Consider the following 18,342-nt stretch of genomic DNA (forward strand, 5'->3'; position numbering starts at 1 on the left):
CGCCGAGGTACGCTTCCCGGCCGATTTCGTTCGTGCACGGCGCGGTACAGAGGCCGATGTCGTGGTCGAGGCACGGTCGGTCGCGGTTGGCGAACTTGTGGTCCGAACAGCCGCGGATGCCGTACGTCTCCCGGAGCGCCTTGACGACCGTTTCGACCGTCGATTTGTTCGTGAATGGGCCGAACACCGTCGCCCCCGTGCGGTCGGGGTCACGGGTGATCTCTATTTGCGGAAATTCGTGGCCCGTCACCTGCACCATCGTGTTGGCAATCGGCGTCTGGGGCTACATGCAGACCGAGAGCACCGCGGACTTCCTCATCACCGGCAAGAGCATCGGCACGTGGGTGCTCGCGCTGACGGCGTTCTCGGTCATCCAGTCCGGGTTCGGCTTCGTCGGCGGTCCCGAACTCGTCTACTCGTTCGGAACGACGGCGCTGTGGATTTTCTTCACCGCGCCGCTCGGGTTCGTCATCACGTGGGTGCTGTTGGCGAAGCGGATGCGACTGCTCGCCGACATCCGCGACGTGATGACGCTCGCCGACGGAATGTACGTCAGATACGAGAGCGCGTGGGTTCGCGGCCTCACCGCCGTCGCCGTCATCGTCGGCGTCATGGCCTATCTGGCGACGAACCTCGCCGCGCTCCAATACGTCATGCGCGCGATTTTCGGCCTCCCGGTGATGTGGGGCCTGCTCATCGGCGCGCTCATCCTCCTGCTCTACAGCATGCTCGGCGGCATGATAGCGGGCGTCTGGACGGACTTCGTGCAGGCCATCACGATGATAGTCGGTTCCCTCTTCGTCTTCGCCTTCGCGCTGTCGTTCGGCGGCGGCATGGGGTCGATTTCGCGCAACCTCGCCACCGCCGACCCGGCGTTCGTCTCGCCGTTCGGCGCGATGGGAGCGCCCGCGGCGACTATCTTCACGGCGCTCGGCTGGTGGATTCTGTTCTCCGTCGGCGCGGCGGGACAGCCACACCTCATCACCAAGTTCTACATGAGCCGCAACCTCAAAATCCTGCGCTGGGGCGCGCCAATCGCGGCGGCGACGTACGCGATTTCGAGCCTCCTCGCCTTCTCGACCGGACTGTCGATGCGCGCCATGGTCGAGGCGGGTCAGACCGCGGCCCCGAAGAGCGCGTCCGTCGTCGGTCCCGTCTTCGTGCTCGAACACACGCCCGGCGTCGTGGCCGGACTCATCCTCGCGGCCCTGCTCGCGGCCATCATGAGCACGAGCGACTCGTTCCTGAACATCGGGGCGGCGGCGGTGTCCCGCGACATCCCCCGCGCGCTCGGCCGACCCATCGAGGACGACAAGACCGAACTTCGCGTGACGCAAGCCGCGCTGGCGGGCCTGACCATCGCCTCGACGCTCATCGTCTTCTACTCGCAGACGCTCGTCGGCATCCTCGGAACCATCGGTTGGGGCTTTTTCGCAGCGGCGTTCTTCGCCATCGCGGCCCTCGGCCTGAACTGGAAGGGTGCGACGAAGGAGGGCGCTATCGCCGCGCTCCTCGGCGGATTGGGCGTCAACCTGTTCTACAGCGCCGTCCCGCGAATCGCGGAGACCGCGGGATTCGCCGGACTCAGCGAGGCCGTCTCGGGCCTATACCCGTTCCCCGGTTCGTTCCCGGTCGGAACGGTCGCCCTCTTGGTCGCCATCGCGCTCTTCATCGGCGTCTCGCTGGTGACGCAGGAGCGACAGACGGTTCCTGAGGACATCGCCATCCTTCTGGAGGGATAGAATGAGCATGACCGAGACACGAGACGGCGAGGACGAAACGCGAATCGCCCACCTCTCCGGGTGGTTCCGCCAGCGCCCCACGTCGATGGAGTACTGGGAACTGCTCGTCACGAACGAGCGACTCGTCTGGTGTTTCGTCGGCGAGTCGTTCAAATCGATGCTGTTGCGGGCGGACACGGGAGAACGTGGGCGAGAGGAACTCGCGGACGCCACGGCCGACCGTGCCCTGTCGTTCAGCGACCGCAACTTCGCGGTTCCGCTCGATTCGGTTCAGTTGATTCGCCTTCGGGAAGGAACCCTGTTCCGGCGGGCGAAACTGACGGTTTCGTGGACCGACGGCGACGCCGACGAATTCGAGCTTTCGGCGACGAAATCGCGGGACCCGCAGGTCGCAGATGTGGAGGCGCTCGAAAACGATTCCCGACTCTCGCACGTCGATATCGCCGTCGAATCCGCCGGGTTGTTCTGATTTCGGTTTCTGTTTCCGCTCCCTATTCGACTCGCCGTCCGCCTATTCGCGGGTCAGCACGTCCTCGGATTCGATTTCGGGGAACGATGCCACGACGCGTTCGAGCACCTTCGCCTCCGCCCGTCGGAGGTTGTTCGACGCCGCCGTCTTCGAAACGTCGAACTCCTCGGCCAACGTGCCGAGGTTCGCGTCCCGCGGCGTTCGGAAGTACCCTCCGTCGACGGCTTTGCGGAGCGTTTCGCGCTCCGTCTCCGACAGTTCCCGACAGCCGTCGAGGACGTTTTTCGCCGCGCCGAGGTGCTGGATGACGTCGAGGTACTCCTCGAACGACGTGGCGTTTCGGCTCTCGACGCGAAAGTCGTTGTTCCTCTCCAAATCCGAGAGGGCGTTGTCGGTGTTGTCGGCGGAGTCGAACCCGACGTTCCAGCGTTCGCTCCCGTCGCTGATCTGAAACGGCCCCGTGATGTAGCCGTCGTGCTTTCGAATCGTCCGCATCGCGTCCGTCTGCCCGATGAACGACTTGATGACCGCGGTGTCGCCGCGGCGCGAGAGGAGTTCGAACTCCAACATTCGGTCGTGGTCCTGCAACGCGCCGAGACCGTTGGTCAGCGCGCCCCGGTCGTCCCCACGAACGAGAATCCGGGTCTCCAACTTCCGCTGGGCGGTGTTGAAGTCCCAATGCATGGTGTGAAACGAGACGTCCGTTTCGTCCGTCACGTCGATGTATGGACAGTCATACTGCACCATGTCCATTGTTACCGAAATCATATCCCATTTCATCGTTCATTATGGAAATAAATATCGGAACCTGAACCCTCTATTGTAAATCCGTTCCGTCAGGTACCGACCCGAAACAGGGGGAACGATTGATCCTCGTTCGACCGAGAGTCGTCCCTCGGTCGAATTCCAACCGGACTTCAGTCGAGTTTTCCGTGGAGGACCTTCGCGGCCGTGAGCACCGGGTCCCAGACGGGACCGAACGGCGGTGCGTACGCCAAGTCGAGGTACTCGACCTCATCGACGGTCATCTCGGCGTGGAGGGCGGTCGCCACCGTGTTGATGCGCTGTGCGACTCCCTCGCGTCCGACCATGCTCGCGCCGAGCAGGCGGCCGGACTCCCGGTCGGCGGTCAACCGGACAGTGATGGGCGACCCGCCGGGGTAGTAGTGCGCCCGCGACCCTTGCTCGATGACTTGCGATACGGGGTCGTATCCGGCGGTTTCGGCTACCTCGTGGTCGATGACCCCCGTTCGCGCGGCTTCGAGGTCGAACACCTTCACCACCGCCGTGCCGACGATATCGCCGACGGGCGTCGGGGTGCCCGTGACCGTCTGTCCGATGGCGCGCCCCGCTCGGTTCGCGGTCAGCGCCAGCGGCACGTAGTCCGGTTCGCCCGTCACGGCGTTGCGCGCTTCGGCGCAGTCGCCCCCGGCGAAGACGTTCTCGTCGTTCGTTCGCCCGTACTCGTCGGTGGCGATGGCCCCCGTCTCGCCCAGTTCGACGCCGTTCTCCCCCGCGAGTTCGGCGTTCGGCGCGACGCCGGTTGCGACCAGCACCACGTCGACTGGGACCGTCTCGCCGTCGGCCTCGATGCCGGTCACGCGGCCGTCCTCGCCGACGATGCGCTCGACCATCGTGTCCAGCGAGACCCCGACGCCGTTCGATTCGAGGTGGCCCTCGACCTTCTCGGCGACGTCTTTTCCGAACGGGTCGAGCACGTGCGGCAGCATCTCGAAGACGTGGACGTCCATATCGCGGGCGTCGAACGCCTCCGCCATCTCCAGGCCGATGTAGCCCCCGCCGATGATGCCCACGGAATCCGGGTTCGCCGCGGCGAGGTATTCGTGAACCTGTGCGCCGTACCCCTCTTGGAACTCGTCGTCCGGCACCGTCGCCGGTGGGGAGAGCGCGCGTTTGACGGTCGCCGCCGAGTTCATGCTGTGGAGCGTGAACACTCCGTCGAGGTCCGCACCCTCGATGGGCGGGACGACGGCCCGTGCGCCAGTTGCGACGAGGAGGTCGTCGTAGGACTGTTCGACTCGTTCTCCGTCGTGGACGGCCGTGACCGTCCGTTCCTCCCGGTCGATGGAGACGACTTCGTGGTGCTGTCGGAGGTCGATGCCGCGTTCGGCGAACTCCTCCGGCGTGAGCGTCACGAGGTCGTCCAGCGACTCGATTTCTCCCTTCACGTAGTACGGAAGCCCACAGGCTCCGTAGGACACCCACTCGCCCTTCTCGAAGACGACGACTTCGAGGTCGGGGTCGTCCCGTTTCGCCTTGCTCGCTGCACTCATTCCCGCGGCATCACCGCCGACGACGACGAACGTTCGTCCCATACGTTACACTTGGTCGTCACCGATTAAAACAGTATTGCACAAATTGAACAAGACGGTTCGCGGAGCGAAACTCCCTCAGTCCCGCTCGCCCGACCCGAGCGCGCTCTCGCCGACGGGTTCGTGACCTTCGATGACTTCCTGTCCGCCCATGTACGGCCGGAGGGCTTCGGGAATCGTCACCGTGCCGTCGTCGTTCTGGTAGTACTCCAGAATGGCGACCATGACGCGGGGGAGCGCTAGCCCCGAGGCGTTCAGCGTGTGCAGGTACTCCGTCGATTCGTGGCGTTCGGGGCGGTAGCGAAGTCCGGCCCGACGGGCCTGAAAGTCCTCGAAGTTCGAAGCGGTTGAGACTTCGAGCCAGCGTCCTCCTTCCTCCGGGCCGTCGTCCAAGTCGTCGCCGGGTGCCCACACTTCGAGGTCTATCTGCTTGGTCGCCTTGAACCCGAGGTCGCCCGTACAGAGTTCGAGGACCCGGTACGGCAGTTCGAGGCGGCGCAGGACTTCTTCGGCCTCGTCCAACAGGATGTCGAGGCGGTCGTAGCTCTCCTCGGGTTCCACGAAGTTGACCATCTCGACCTTGTTGAACTGGTGGACGCGCACGATACCGCGGGTTTCCGTGCCGTGTTCACCGGCCTCGCGGCGGAAGTTCGGCGTGTACGCCTGGTGTTTCAGCGGCAGGTCGTCGCGCAGGAGGATGTCGTCCGCGTACATGTTCGTCACCGGCACCTCCGCGGTCGGGCAGAGCCAGAGGTCTTCGCCCTCGATTTTGTAGGCGTCTTCGGCGAACTTCGGCAGTTGGCCCGTCCCCGTCATCGAGTCGCTGTTGATGGGTATCGGCGGGAAGATGTCCACGTAGTCCTGCTCGCGGTGCACGTCCAGCATGAACTGCATGATGGCGTGCTCCAGTCGCGCGCCGTCGCCCTTCAGGAAGTAAAAGCCGCTGCCGGTGGTTTTCGCCGCCCGCTCCTCGTCGATGATGTCCAGTTCCTCGCCGAGGTCGTAGTGCGGAATCACGTCCGCCGGGAGGTCTCGGAGGTCGTCGAAGCCCTCGCGCCGCTGTTCCACGTTGTCGTCCTCGTCCGCGCCGACCGGGACGCTCTCGTGTGGAACGTTCGGGATTTCGAGCATCCGCTCTTCGAGTTCCTCCTCCAGTTCGCTCGCCTTCGTCTCGACTTCTTCGAGTTCTTCTTTGAGCGCGCTCGACCGTTCGATGGCCGCCTGTGCTTCCTCCTCTTTTCCTTCCTGTTTCAGCTCGCCGATGCTTCGGCTGACCTCGTTTCGTTCGTGCCGAAGGTCGTCGCCGCGGGCCTTCAGTTCGCGCCACTCGGCGTCCAAATCGAGAAAGCCGTCCAAATCTACGTCGTCGCCTCGGTTTTCGAGCCCCTCTCGAACTTCGTCCGGGTGGTCCCGGATAAACTTCCTGTCGAGCATTCCTGACTCGGGTTTCAGCACGCCTGCAAAAAACCGTGTCGCTATATCGAGACGATGTGACACTGTTCGCAATCGGATTTGAAGACGGCGTCGGTGGGCGTCTCTGAATCGCACCGACCGGGTAGGGGATGTCGAGGAGAATCCGTGGCTAACGCTCCCAACAATGACAAGAAGTCCCCGAAAGCCTCCGCCACGCTCGCGGTCGCTGTGCGAGCAACTATTCTGGCCGACCGGTGCGGAGAGGCCAGAATATCTCGCACAGCGACCACAATGAACGCGAGCGCGCGGCCCCTTTCATCCCTGCGAGGAACGAGCGGGGAGTTGAAAGGCGGAGCCTTTCAGAAGTCCGCCCACAACACCGCAACCGCATCAGCCACACCCTCCCCAACCGATTCCGTTCCTCACTCCGTTGCGGTACTCATCCCTCGCGTGATAACCCACAGGTTCGCGGCCGACCGCTGGCCGCGAACCTGCTGGCGCACGCGCCGGGGTCGTTCGGTCGGTATCGCGCACCACGAATAGCCGCCATGGAACGCACGATTACGCTTCCGGGAGGGTGCGCCAGCGCGCGTCGCGCGAGGCGTGAGCGATGCGAACGGCGAGCGCATTCCCGCGCTGGCGGGGAGGTGTGGGGACACCGGCGGTGCGGGTGCGGTGTGAGCGCCGCCAGCAGTCCCTGAACGCCCTCGGAACACGGAAACGACTCGGCGTGACCATGAGTTCGATGAAACGAGGAACTCCTCGCAGGTGAATCACGAAACACGTGGGACGCGAATCGTTTTTCCCGTCTCCCCACGCGAGGTACGGTATGGCAATCGGCGACCTACGGGAAGTCACGATGGGGGACTGTTCGGACCTGTACTACCTCGACACCGGAATGTACGACACGGAGGCCTACGGCGCGGTGTACATCCTCGACACCGACCGACCAGCCATCGTGGATACCGGCATCGGGACCCACTACGAGCGAATCCTCGACGCGCTTTCCGAGTTGGATATCGCACGGGAGGACGTGGCGGTCATCGCGCCGACGCACGTCCACCTCGACCACGCGGGCGGCGCGGGCTTTCTGGCCGCGGAGTGCCCGAACGCGGACGTGTACGTCCACGAAATCGGCGCGCGCCACCTCGTGAACCCCGAGTATCTGGTGAAGGGAACGAAGGCGGCCGTGGGCGACCAGTGGCAGTTCTACGTCGAACCGAAACCCGTCCCCGAGGAGCGCGTCGTGGAAGTGACGGACGGCGACACCATCGACTGCGGCAGTCACGAACTGGACGTCATCCATACGCCGGGGCACGCACCGCACCAGACGATGTTCTACGACCCGGCGAACGACGCGGTGTTCACCGCCGACGCCGCGGGGATTTGGGTGCCGAGCATCGGCGAAATCCGCGAGACGTCGCCGCCGTCGGACTTCGATTTGGACCAGTGTCTGGACGACGTGGAGACCATCCGCGCCCTCGCGCCGGAGACGCTCCTCTACACGCACTTCGGCCCCCGCGAGTACTCCGAGGACGCGATGGACGAGTACGGAGAAGTCCTCTCGAAGTGGGTCGCGGCCGTCGACGCCCAGCGCGCGGCCGCGGACGACGACGAGGAGATAATCGAGCACTTCGTCGAGGAGGGTGAAATGGACGAAATCTGGGGCGAGACGAAGGCGCACGCCGAAACGGCGATGAACACCCGCGGGGTTCTTCACTATCTCGACACCCACGAAGGCATGTGAAACGCTCGAAACCCGAAAAACGGGAGTAAACTTTCGTATCGTTCTACACTACCTTAATGGGTGAGAACTTGCAAGTGACTGGTATGGAGTGGCGTGACGCCGAGAAGGAGTTTACCGACCCAGCCATCGAGCGGACGACGCTGGCCCGTATGTTCGAGGACAGCGCCGAACGACACCAAAATCGTCCCGCACAGCAGTACAAGGGCGGCGTCTACAGTCGCTCGCTGACCGAAACCACGCTTCCGGCGGCACCGGACGGCGAGTTTCGGTCCATCTTGTACGCGACGATGCGCGACATCGTTCGCAACCTCGCCGCCGGGTTCCGCGACCTCGGCGTCGAAGCGGACGACAGAATCGGCATCTTCGCCGACACGCGGATGGAGTGGGCACAGACCGACTTCGCGCTGCTCGCGGCGGGCGCGGTCGTGACGACCGTCTATCGGAGTTCGTCCGTCTCCCAAGTCGAGTACCTCCTCGGCGACCCCGAGGCGACGGGCGTCGTCGTCGAGAACGAGAACTTGCTGGAACGCGTGTTCGAGGCGGAAGACGCACTCGACCTCGAATTCATCGTCGTGATGGACACCCTCTCGCGGGAGTACGACCGCGACGACCTCTACACGCTCGGCGAGATACACGACCGCGGCGAGGCGGCCTTCGACGCCGACGAGTACGAATCGTGGATCGACGCCCGCGAGTTGGACGACCTCGCCACGCTCATCTACACCAGCGGAACGACCGGCAAACCGAAGGGCGTGAGACTCACCCACTGGAACTTCCGGTCGAACGTCAACCAGTGTTACCGACGGTTCGGTCCCCGACCCGACAAGGAGGTGCCGGTCGTCGATCAGCACTCGAAGACCGTCTCGTTCCTCCCGCTCGCGCACGTCTTCGAGCGAACCGCCGGTCACTTCATGATGTTCGCGGCCGGTTCGACGGTCGCCTACGCTGAAAGCCCGGACACGTTGCAGGACGATTTCCGCGCGGTCAGGCCGACGACCGGCACCAGCGTCCCCCGCGTCTACGAGCGGATTTACGACGCGATTCGGTCACAGGCCGACGAGAGCGACCTGAAACGCCGCATCTTCGAGTGGGCGACGGACGTCGGCAAGGCGTATCACGAGGTGGACTCGCCGGGCGTCGGCCTCCGTGCGCAGAAACTGCTCGCCGACAAACTCGTCTTCGACCAGGTGAAGGACGGACTCGGCGGTAACATCGAGTTCTTCATCAGCGGCGGCGGCAGCCTCTCGGCTGATTTGTGCGCGCTCTATCACGGGATGGGACTGCCCATCCTCGAAGGCTACGGACTCACCGAAACGTCGCCCGTCATCTCGGTCAACCCGCCCGAAGCGCCGGAGATCGGGACCATCGGCTACCCCGTCGTGGACGAGGAAGTGAAAGTTGACGATTCCGTCGTCGGCAAGCAGTTCTCGGACGCGGCGGGCGAGGTCGGCGAACTCCTCGTCAAGGGTCCGAACGTCACCGACGGCTACTGGAACAAACCGGAGGAGACCGAACAGGCCTTCACCGAGGACGACTGGTTCCGAACCGGCGATATCGTCGAAATCCGCCCCGACGGGTACATCGCGTTTCGCGAGCGCGCCAAGGAACTGCTCGTCCTCTCGACCGGCAAGAACGTCGCGCCCGGTCCCATCGAGGACGCCTTCGCCGCCAGCGACATCGTGGAACAGTGTATGGTCATGGGCGACGGCCGGAAGTTCGTCAGCGCGCTCATCGTCCCCAACGTCGAGGAGGTCCGCGAGCGCGCCGCCCGCGAGGGGCTCTCCCTTCCCGAGGACGACCGCGAACTGTGCCGGGACGACACGGTGTACGAGTGGGTCGAAGCCGAAGTCGAGCGCATCAATCAGCGCTTCGAGTCCTACGAGCGGATAAAGCAGTTCAGGCTCGTCCCCATCGAGTTCACCGAGGACAACGACCTGCTCACGCCGACGATGAAGAAGAAACGCCGCAACATCCTCGACCGGTTCGCCGACGATATCGACTCCATCTACGCCGACTGATTCTCACCTCGGACAGGTCTTTTCAAAGAGAATCTTGACAAATGACCACGTTTCGACCGAGAACCGAAACGATTGACTATCCAGTTCGGTTCCTTTCCCGCTGCAGTGTCCCATTCAGACCATGCTATTTTATACCCGTCCAGCTTTTCCTTCCCGATACATGGAGGGCCAGCAGTGAGTGCCGAGGCAGCGAGTGCGCAGTTGCTGTACATAGTCACCGCCATCATCGGACTTGGCGTCGTCTCACAGGTGCTCGCGGATCGGTTCCAAGTGCCGAGCGTCCTGTTTCTCATCTCTGCGGGTGTTCTCTTCGGCCCGGTCGGACTCGGGCTGCTCGACCCGTCGGCGTTCGGTGACGCGCTCTCGTCTATCGTCGGCTTGAGCGTCGCCATCATCGTCTTCGAGGGGGCGTTCCACCTCAAAGTGAACAAACTCCGTGAGGCACCGTCGGCACAGATTCGCCTCATCACCGTCGGTGCCCTCATCTCGTTGCTCGGGACGGCCACCCTCGTGCGCTACGCGCTCGGGCAACCGTGGGACCTCTCCCTACTCATCGGGTCGCTGCTCGTGGCGACCGGTCCGACGGTCATCACCCCGATACTCTCGGTCGTGGCGGTGCGGGACCGAGTCGGTGCTGCGCTCGAAACGGAGGGTATCGCGAACGACGTGTCCGCCGCCATCCTCGCCGTGGTGATGTTCGAAGTTCTCGTCCTCACCGGGTCGAACGGGTTCGACTTCGGCGAGTTTCTGGCGTCCTTCGTACGCCGACTCGGGACCGGCGTCCTCGTCGGTCTCGTCGTCGCCGGTATTCTCTGGTACGTACTCCACCGGCTCAACCTCTCACGAGGGAACGCACCACAGAACTCCCGCCTGCTGATTCTCGTCGGGGCGCTGACCGCGTACGCCGCCGCCGACTTCGTTGCCAAGGAAGCGGGCATCGCGGCCGTCGCAACGGCGGGCATCCTGCTCGGTAACGCGAACCTTCCGTACGAGGAGAAGATAGAGGAGTTCAAGGGCGACATCACGCTCGTCGTCCTTTCGTTCGTGTTCATCACGCTCGCGGCGCAGCTGAAACCGACGTACTTGTTCGACCTCGGTATCGGCGGTATCGTCGTCGTCCTCGCCGTGATGTTCGTCATCCGGCCGCTGGTCATCTTCGTTTCGGCCTCCGGCGGTCGATTCACGCGGGGCGAAAAGACGTTCATGAGTCTCGTCGGACCGCGCGGCATCATTCCGGCGTCGGTCGCCACGCTGTTCGCGATTCGCATCCGGAACGAAGCCGACGTGATTCCGAACGCCGAGACGGCGGCGGCGGTGCTCATCGGGACCGTCTTCCTCGTCATCGTCGTGACCGTCGTGTTCGAGGGCGGATTCGCTCGACACATCGCAGAATACCTGAACGTGATTCCAATGCGCGTACTCATCATCGGAGGCGGAAAGGTGGGCCGGTCGCTCGCCGCACGCCTCGAAGACCGCGGAGAGAACGTCGTACTCATCGAGAACGACGAAACGATACTGCAGACCGCACGTGAGGAGGGCTACACCGTCCACGAAGGTGACGGGACCGATACGGAAGTCCTTCGGGCGGCGGGTGCCGACAACGCGAAAATCGTGGTCGCCGCGACCGGTGACGACGACGTGAATCTCCTCGTCGCGCAACTCGCCGAATCGAAGTTCGACGTGGAGACCATCATCGCTCGGGCGAACAACCCGGACAACGTGGACGCCTTCGAGGACCTCGGGGTTCGGACGATTTCGTCGTCGCTCGCCACCGCGTGGGCCATCGACAACGTTATCGAACGCCCCGCGCTCTCGAACTGGATGACGGAACTCGGTCGGAGCGGCGACGTACAGGAGATAGAAGTAACCGAACCGAGCATGGTCGGCAAGACCATCGAGGAACTCGACTCCGAACTCCCGAACGGCGTCCTCATCGCGCTCGTCGGCCGCGACGGCGAGACGCAAGTTCCGAGCGAGGACTTCACGCTTCAGAACGGCGACCACGTGACCTTCCTCGGTCGCAAGTCGGCCGTCAGAAGCGCCATCTCGCTGTGTCATCCGCGATAGACGAGTCTCGTTTTCGTCGCACGAATTCCAAATTCGCCGCCGAGAGAAGGGTGAATCCCGCAAGAAGCAGCGCGACGTACACGAGGACGTGTACGAGCGAAAACGGATACATCCCGAGGAGGTTACAGACGATGGCGACCCCACCGACGAGCGCCAACGCGAGGTAGTATCGACTCCAGTTTTGCGTCTTCGACGGCGGATTGACGAATTTGTCGAGTTCGGTCGCCGTATCGCTGAGTCGTACCTGTCCGCGCTGTCTGTCGTAGACGATGATGCCCGCGTCGGCCATCTTCGGGAGATGGGTCTGGTACAGCGAGGTGTACACCGACTTTCGCTCCTTCGAGGAGACGAGTTCGACGCTGGTGTCCTGCTCCCACGCGGCGACGGCCTCGGCGAGTTCGCCGATGGAAACCCGCCCCGACTTCGACCCGAGGTAAGAGAGGGCGTACCGACGCCGCGGGTTGGTGAGGATTTCGAACGCGGTATCCGGCGAAATCCGACCTTCCCCAGTCGGTGGCTCGGTGGTCATTGTCGAAGACTGTGTGATGTCCCGGCCGTACGATACACTACCCGCCATTTGGATAGCTGACCGCAAAAAGATATTCGTCTGTTTACACCTTTGAAGCAGAGAAACAAGGCCGTTTCGGGTTCCCAGAACGCGACCTGTGTCTTTATCACTCTCAATCTCTCATCGTCGTTCATGTTGCACGCAACAGGTTCGCTTCTGACCATCGACGTGGGCGACCGGACGACCGTCGCCGAGGACGTGGACGACGTGCTGTCGTCGTTCATCGGCGGACGTGGCGTCGGGGTGAAACTCGCACACGACCGGATTCCGTTCGACACGGACCCGTTCGGTCCCGAGAACAGCCTCTTTTTCACCACCGGTCCGCTCCAGTGTTCGACGATGAGTTTCACGGGACGGATGAACTGCACCGGCGTCTCGCCGCTGACGGACGGCCTGCTCTCCTCGAACGCGGGCGGATTCCTCTCGCGCCACTTCGCGGCCACAGGGTACGGCGCGGTGCAAGTCACCGGCCGAAGCGACGATCTGGTGGCGGTTCACGTCACGGACGAGGGAATCGAGTTCGAAGAAGTCCCCCAACTGGCCGGAGCGACCGTTACCGAGGTCGGCGAGTACATGGCCGACGAACACGGTTTGGGCGACGAGCAGTTGGTCGTCGCCGGACCGGCGGGCGAGAATCGCGTCCGCTTCGCGTCCATCATGACGACCGAACACCGGGCGTTCGGTCGCGGCGGCCTCGGCGCGGTGCTGGGCGCGAAGGGCGTGAAGTGCATCAGTTTCGCGGGCGATTCGGCCCCGGACGTCGACATCGACCCGATACAGATGGACGTCCACCGGGAGGCCGCCACCGCGAACGACCACCCGATGAAATCGGCCGGGACGACCAGCGTCACCGAGTACGCGAACCACGTGAGCGCACTGCCGACGCGCTACTTCTCCGAACTGGAGTTCGAGGGCGCGAGCGACATCGGCGGCGAGGCCGTCGCCGAGAAGAAGTACAAGAAAGGCACCTGCTCGCAGTGTGCCTTCGCCTGCAAACTCCCGACGAAGGACGAGGAGACGGGGCTCGAAACCGAAGGCCCGGAGTACGAGACGGTGATGGCGTTCGGGAGCAACGCTGGCGTGGACGATATCGTCTCGGTGATGAAGTCGAACGACCTCTGTGACGAACTCGGCATGGACACCATCTCCTGCGGCGACGTGATTTCGGCCTACCTCGCCGCCAACGACGAGTTCGGCAACGACGAACTCGTCCACGACCTCGTGGAGAAGATCGCCTACCGCGAGGACGAAGGCGACCTCCTCGCGGAGGGCGTCCACCGCGCCGCGGACGAACTCGGCGTCGAGGACTGGACGGTCAAGGGACTCGAATTCTCCGCCCACGACGGTCGCACCCTGAACGGACAGGGCCTCGCCTTCGCCGTCTCGAATCGCGGCGCCGACCACATGTACGCCGAGTTCTACTCGAAGGAGTACCCCCTCGTCGGCAAGGACGAGGCGGTGGACCCGACCGGACTCGACGGCAAACCGCCACTCATCGTGGCGAAAGAAAACCACAACGCCGTTCTCGACAGCGGCGTCGTCTGCAAGTTCTCCCGCGACTTCATGACCGAGGAGCGCCTCGAAACCCTGCTCGATACGGAGTACGAGAAGTTACAGGATACCGGCGCGGAAATCGTCGAACTCGAACGGCACTTCAACAACCAACGCGGGTTCGACCGCGAGGACGACACGCTCCCCTACGACCTGCCCGACTTCGAGGCCGCCCTCTCGGAGTACTACGCCGAACGAGGGTGGAACGACGACGGCACGGTGAAGTCCGGTCCCGTCAGCGCGGGCGACTGAGACCGACGGCTCGTCTCGTTTCAGCCGTCCATTTTCAGCCATCCGTTTTCAGCCGTCGGCCGTTCTCACCCGACGACCACCTTCTCTCGGCGACCATCGTCACCTACCGACTTTCACGACCGCCACGTCCCGATTACGGAAGACGACCGTCGTCCCGTTCGACGTTCCGAGGCGTTCCAGCATCTCCGTCCACTGTGCCCGATTCAGCGTCTCGCGGGCGGTCCAACTCCGGGAGCCTTCGCGGGTGAGATAGACGTACTCGGGTGATACGTCGTCCCGGTCGAGAATTTGCCGGATGCAGGTCGCCGACGCGCAGGCCGACGCGTTCCGGTACAGCGAGATTTGCCGTTCGCGCTCCTCGGGCGGCAGCCACTCGGCACCCCACGGAGAGGCGACGACCGTTCGATGGGTGAACACCGGGAACCACTCCGCGGCGTCGCCGGCGACGAGGATCGTCGCGTCCGCCGCCGTCCGCTCTCGAATCCACCGCATCGCCGTCATATCGTCGCCGTCGATGTACGCCGGGAGCGGTTCCTTTTGAAGCCGGTGGAGCGGCCGCTCCGGGACCGGCCCGTAGTTCGCGGCGTAAAGGCCGCCGGTCGCCACGCCGTAGGTCGAAAGCAACAGGAGCAAAACGAGCGAAACGCGCGGCAGGCGTCCGCCGTCGGTCGAGATGCCGTCCCGCTCCGGAGCCGCCTCCGCGATGCTCGGCAACCAGTCGAACACTGCGGCGGCGACCACGAACGCGCCGACGAGCATGAGAAAGCGCGGCTTGGGGAACATCACGACCGTCGCGACGAACCAGAGCGGCAGGAAGTAGCGCTTCCGCACCGCGAGCGCGACCACGCCGACGAGCGTGAGGACGTGCCAGACGGGTAGGAACCGCGTGCGCCGGGCGTAGAGGAACTTCGAGGGGAACCAGAAGATTCCCCGACCGATTCCGAGGCGCGACCCGGCGGTCCGGGTGAGGAGGCCGATGCCGTGGACGGACGCGATGTGGCCCCACCACGGAACCGCGAGGAGCAGGCCGCCAACGGCGACGAACGCGCCGCGCTTCAGTCCGGCGACAGAACGGTCGAAGACGGCGAAGAAGACCAGATAGCTCGTCCCGAAGAAGACGGGATACGACGGATGGGTGAGTATCGTCAGGCCGAACAGGACCGTCCCCGCCACCGCCCAGCGAACGGGGTTCTCCGGGGTCCGAAACAGCCGCAATCCGACGTACAACCCCGTCACCGTGAACAGGAAGGCCGGAGCGCGGACGATGCCGCCCGCCGAGAGGTGCCACTTGAACACGGCGGGACTAACCGCGACGACGAGCGCCGCGAGCCCCGCTCGTCGGTTTCTGTCGGGTGCGTCGGCGAACACCTCGTGTCCGAGGAGATAGGTTGGAACGACGGTCAGGACGGTGACGACGCCGGGCAGGAAGCGCGTCAGGGTCAGCGGGCCGACGCCGAGGACGTCGCGGGCGAGCGCGGCGACGTAGAACGCGAGCGGCGGATAGCCGAACGGAATCCCGTTCGGCGTGTACCGCGGAACCCGCGCCGGAAGGCGATAGCCGTTGTCGCGTATCGCGTCGGCCATCGCCAGGTATAGACCGCCGCCCGTCGCGGGATACGGGTGTGTCAACAGGTAGGCCGCGAACACGACGAGACTGGCGAGGACGGCGGGAACCATCCACGCGAGCGTGGTCGTAGAGGGACGACTTCGGGGCACGTTCCGAGAACTCGACGCACGGCGTAATTATTCTATGCCCCGACGTCGGCGGATGGAACGTTCGGTACGTCCAGTTGCTCGGTGTTTCTCTTGTCTTTGGACCGGTAGATGCCGCCAAGCACCTCGGATGAAGAATAAAGACGTAATCGCCAGTATGCGACCGAGGACAGGCCGTACTTCACCGTCCGCTTTGCGAGGTCGGTCCGTAGCCTGTCAAATCCCGATTGAAGACGACGAGCGGCGTCTCGTCGCTTCCCCGAAACACGGGGGCGGCGATGTGAACCGACACTCGGACAGGTCACGGTTCGAGTCGGTTGACGCGACGATTCGGCATCCGGTTGCGACGGGCGACACGGAGATCGTGGAGTGCCCGGAGGTGGCGCGAGAGTTCGGGGGTTTAGAGAGCAACGCAGAATAGTTAATCACTAACAGAATTTATGCGAATATCGAAACTCCAAGTCTGGGTGTCACATGTATCTCCGCTAGAGAGAACATCACTGAACGAATACTCTCCCGGTGACAAGCAACTATCAGATCTATGGTCACCCCAAACTTCTACTCGGCAGGATAGTATCTCGCCTTCGTCTACTTCTATTCGCTGAAGTCCAAGTGCATGTCCAAAGTCATCATCTGGAGTCAGATTTATCCTCCAACACTCCGGTTCATCACCTTTTCTCTCAAAGCCGTGATTGTATGGAAGTAAAACCAGTCCGTCATCTGGCTCGGAGCACCTTTTTGGTAGTTCTATCGGGCTCGTTTGCCCAAAGTAGAGAGCCGTAGGCTCACCGAGCCATTTCACGCCGATTTCAAGCTTTGCAGTGGATTCCAATGTGATTTCATTAGATGCGAGCTCAACAAAAACGTCCGCTTCTAACTGCTCCGGTTGTTCGATCTTCCCCACTTCAACCGTTCTCAGAATCCCCATACTATGGAGTTCGTATAAACGGCAAAAAGATTTCCCTTCGTTGACCATTGGTGGCCAGCTATGTTCATTTACTATACGGTAAGAAGCAGTACCGCGAATCCCCGATTCGCGGCAGTTACTCTCGCTTCAACGTAATCGCCGCACCCTGACCGAAGCCGACACAGAGGGTTGCGAGGCCCTTCTTCGCGTCGCGCTTTTGCATCTCGTGAGTGAGCGTCACGGGCAGGCGTGCACCGGAGGCACCCAGCGGGTGACCGATGGCGATGGCACCGCCATTGACGTTGAACTTCTCGTCCGGGACGCCGAGTTGGCGCTGGCTGTAGAGCGTCTGGCTGGCGAAGGCCTCGTTCAGTTCCACGAGGTCGAACTCGTCGATACTCTCGCCCGTGCGCTCCAGCAGGCCCTTCGTGGCCGGAACCGGCCCGATTCCCATCACGGTCGGGTCCACGCCAGCGACGTTGTTGTCGCCGACGGTCGCCAGCACGTCGAGGCCGTGGTCCTCCGCGAACGCCTTGCTGGTGACGAGGAGCGCCGCCGCGCCGTCGGAAATCTGGGAGGCGTTACCCGGCGTCACGGTGCCCTCGGCTTTGAACACGCTCGGGAGGCCTTGCAGGGCTTCCATGCTCGTGTCGGGGCGGATGCCCTCGTCTTCCTCGACCAGTCCGTCCTCGGTTTCGACCGGGACGATTTCGTCGTCGAAGCGCCCGGTTTCGGTCGCCTCGGCGGCGCGCTGTTGACTCCGGAGCGCGTACTCGTCTTGCTCCTCGCGGGAGACGTCGTACTTCTCGGCCACCTTCTCGGCGGTCATTCCCATCTGGAGTTCCGGGATGTTGTACTGTTCCGCCAGCCCCGGATGGACGGATTCGTACCCGCCGGACATCGGCACGCGCGACATGTTCTCGACGCCGCCCGCGATGATGGCCGTGCGCTGGCCCGCCCGAATCGCGTCGCTCGCGCTGATGAGCGCCTGCATCGAGGAGGCACACCAGCGGTTGATGCTCGTCGCGGGGACCCCCTCGCCGAGGTCCGAGAGGAGCGCGATGACGCGCGCGACGTTGTTGTCCTGCTCGCCACGCTGTTGGGCGACCCCCCACATGAGGTCGTCCACGTGGTCGCTCGTCAGTCCCGTCTCGTCGAGGATGGTGTCCACGAGCGGAATCGAGAGGTCCTCGCTCCGCACGTCGGCGTACACGCCGCCTTCTTTCCCCTGCGGGGTCCGAACCGCCTTTGCGATGACTGGTGTGGTATCGCTGTCCATGGTTCACGATTCTCGCTCATGGCCCTTAAGTGGCCGTAGAACTCGGAGTAAATGGAAAACAGTTTGTAAGTTTATTGACTATCTATGCGGCTTCAGAAACTATTTGGTCGGACCCACACCATATCGTCGGTAACTCCCGACGATGCAAGGTTCCGACACCGCCCAGAAGCGTGCTCGCCCGCTCACATCGAGCGACGAATCAAGCCTCCTCCAGCGACTCACCGAACCGGTCCCCCTCGTCGTCCTCATCACCGCATTCGGGCTCGCCCTCCGCCTCGTAAAC

Annotated in this window: 13 protein-coding genes and 2 pseudogenes; 6 read left to right on the forward strand and 9 right to left on the reverse strand. The window is 63.4% G+C overall.

Annotated features, from left to right (window positions below):
- Positions 1 to 259: pseudogene (gene uvrC / locus BG842_RS25055) on the reverse strand (excinuclease ABC subunit C); the annotation flags it as partial.
- Here uvrC and BG842_RS25060 point away from each other — a divergent pair.
- Both BG842_RS25060 and BG842_RS25065 read left to right on the forward strand, forming a co-directional pair.
- Positions 258 to 1,742: pseudogene (locus BG842_RS25060) on the forward strand (sodium/proline symporter); the annotation flags it as partial. The pseudogenes uvrC and BG842_RS25060 overlap by 2 nt on opposite strands.
- 7 nt (positions 1,743 to 1,749) lie before the next feature.
- On the forward strand, positions 1,750 to 2,211 hold the full coding sequence (locus tag BG842_RS25065; protein ID WP_254663470.1) for a hypothetical protein: 462 nt from the start codon (positions 1,750 to 1,752) through the stop codon (positions 2,209 to 2,211).
- 42 nt (positions 2,212 to 2,253) lie between these two features.
- Here the strand turns inward: BG842_RS25065 and BG842_RS25070 are convergent, their stop codons facing one another.
- The 4 genes from BG842_RS25070 to BG842_RS29380 form a co-directional block, all read right to left on the reverse strand.
- Positions 2,254 to 2,979, reverse strand: coding sequence for a helix-turn-helix domain-containing protein (locus BG842_RS25070; RefSeq protein ID WP_069452913.1), 726 nt, complete (start codon positions 2,977 to 2,979; stop codon positions 2,254 to 2,256).
- A 149-nt stretch (positions 2,980 to 3,128) separates the two neighbouring features.
- Entirely contained in the window at positions 3,129 to 4,547 is a 1,419-nt protein-coding gene (locus BG842_RS25075; RefSeq protein WP_069452914.1) for an FAD-dependent oxidoreductase, read from the reverse strand.
- Between the two features lie 75 nt (positions 4,548 to 4,622).
- The gene (gene serS / locus BG842_RS25080; protein WP_069452915.1) at positions 4,623 to 5,978 is read right to left on the reverse strand and encodes a serine--tRNA ligase; all 1,356 of its coding nucleotides are present in this window, start codon (positions 5,976 to 5,978) and stop codon (positions 4,623 to 4,625) included.
- A gap of 401 nt (positions 5,979 to 6,379) precedes the next feature.
- On the reverse strand, positions 6,380 to 6,673 hold the full coding sequence (locus BG842_RS29380) for a hypothetical protein (RefSeq protein WP_139136264.1): 294 nt from the start codon (positions 6,671 to 6,673) through the stop codon (positions 6,380 to 6,382).
- A 113-nt stretch (positions 6,674 to 6,786) separates the two neighbouring features.
- Here BG842_RS29380 and BG842_RS25085 point away from each other — a divergent pair, with 113 nt between their 5' ends.
- The 3 genes from BG842_RS25085 to BG842_RS25095 all read left to right on the forward strand — a co-directional run bounded on the left by BG842_RS25085 (position 6,787) and on the right by BG842_RS25095 (position 11,789).
- The gene (locus tag BG842_RS25085) at positions 6,787 to 7,704 is read left to right on the forward strand and encodes an MBL fold metallo-hydrolase (protein WP_069452916.1); all 918 of its coding nucleotides are present in this window, start codon (positions 6,787 to 6,789) and stop codon (positions 7,702 to 7,704) included.
- Between the two features lie 83 nt (positions 7,705 to 7,787).
- Positions 7,788 to 9,722, forward strand: a complete 1,935-nt coding sequence (locus tag BG842_RS25090) for a long-chain fatty acid--CoA ligase (RefSeq protein WP_069452923.1) — start codon at positions 7,788 to 7,790, stop codon at positions 9,720 to 9,722.
- 174 nt (positions 9,723 to 9,896) lie between these two features.
- Positions 9,897 to 11,789, forward strand: a complete 1,893-nt coding sequence (locus BG842_RS25095; RefSeq protein ID WP_069452917.1) for a cation:proton antiporter — start codon at positions 9,897 to 9,899, stop codon at positions 11,787 to 11,789.
- Here BG842_RS25095 and BG842_RS25100 read toward each other — a convergent pair.
- Positions 11,755 to 12,318 (reverse strand): hypothetical protein, encoded by a 564-nt coding sequence (locus tag BG842_RS25100; RefSeq protein WP_069452918.1) that lies wholly within the window; start codon positions 12,316 to 12,318, stop codon positions 11,755 to 11,757. The genes BG842_RS25095 and BG842_RS25100 overlap by 35 nt on opposite strands.
- Before the next feature lie 171 nt (positions 12,319 to 12,489).
- Here BG842_RS25100 and BG842_RS25105 point away from each other — a divergent pair, with 171 nt between their 5' ends.
- Complete coding sequence (locus BG842_RS25105; protein ID WP_069452919.1) at positions 12,490 to 14,160, forward strand: aldehyde ferredoxin oxidoreductase family protein; 1,671 nt, start codon at positions 12,490 to 12,492, stop codon at positions 14,158 to 14,160.
- 99 nt (positions 14,161 to 14,259) lie between these two features.
- On the opposite strand, the gene BG842_RS25110 is transcribed toward BG842_RS25105, so the two are convergent.
- From BG842_RS25110 to BG842_RS25120, 3 genes are all read right to left on the reverse strand, one after another.
- Entirely contained in the window at positions 14,260 to 15,876 is a 1,617-nt protein-coding gene (locus tag BG842_RS25110; protein ID WP_254663471.1) for a glycosyltransferase family 39 protein, read from the reverse strand.
- Between the two features lie 418 nt (positions 15,877 to 16,294).
- Positions 16,295 to 16,801: a hypothetical protein gene (locus tag BG842_RS25115; RefSeq protein ID WP_069452920.1), complete on the reverse strand. Its 507-nt coding sequence runs from the start codon at positions 16,799 to 16,801 to the stop codon at positions 16,295 to 16,297.
- A 115-nt stretch (positions 16,802 to 16,916) separates the two neighbouring features.
- Entirely contained in the window at positions 16,917 to 18,059 is a 1,143-nt protein-coding gene (locus BG842_RS25120; RefSeq protein ID WP_069452921.1) for a thiolase family protein, read from the reverse strand.
- Between the last annotated feature and the right edge of the window lie 283 nt (positions 18,060 to 18,342).

It is taken from the genome of Haladaptatus sp. W1, from assembly GCF_001723155.1.
GTDB lineage: Archaea > Halobacteriota > Halobacteria > Halobacteriales > Haladaptataceae > Haladaptatus > Haladaptatus paucihalophilus.

What these genes read in the sequence shown, in the direction of transcription:
- BG842_RS25090 (WP_069452923.1), top strand. Translation starts at nt 7,788, where the DNA reads ATGGAGTGGCGTGACGCCGAGAAGGAGTTTACCGACCCAGCCATCGAG.
- BG842_RS25100 (WP_069452918.1), bottom strand. Translation starts at nt 12,318, where the DNA reads ATGACCACCGAGCCACCGACTGGGGAAGGTCGGATTTCGCCGGATACC.
- serS (WP_069452915.1), bottom strand. Translation starts at nt 5,978, where the DNA reads ATGCTCGACAGGAAGTTTATCCGGGACCACCCGGACGAAGTTCGAGAG.
- BG842_RS25065 (WP_254663470.1), top strand. Translation starts at nt 1,750, where the DNA reads ATGACCGAGACACGAGACGGCGAGGACGAAACGCGAATCGCCCACCTC.
- BG842_RS25085 (WP_069452916.1), top strand. Translation starts at nt 6,787, where the DNA reads ATGGCAATCGGCGACCTACGGGAAGTCACGATGGGGGACTGTTCGGAC.
- BG842_RS25120 (WP_069452921.1), bottom strand. Translation starts at nt 18,059, where the DNA reads ATGGACAGCGATACCACACCAGTCATCGCAAAGGCGGTTCGGACCCCG.
- BG842_RS25105 (WP_069452919.1), top strand. Translation starts at nt 12,490, where the DNA reads ATGTTGCACGCAACAGGTTCGCTTCTGACCATCGACGTGGGCGACCGG.
- BG842_RS25115 (WP_069452920.1), bottom strand. Translation starts at nt 16,801, where the DNA reads ATGGGGATTCTGAGAACGGTTGAAGTGGGGAAGATCGAACAACCGGAG.
- BG842_RS25075 (WP_069452914.1), bottom strand. Translation starts at nt 4,547, where the DNA reads ATGGGACGAACGTTCGTCGTCGTCGGCGGTGATGCCGCGGGAATGAGT.
- BG842_RS25070 (WP_069452913.1), bottom strand. Translation starts at nt 2,979, where the DNA reads ATGATTTCGGTAACAATGGACATGGTGCAGTATGACTGTCCATACATC.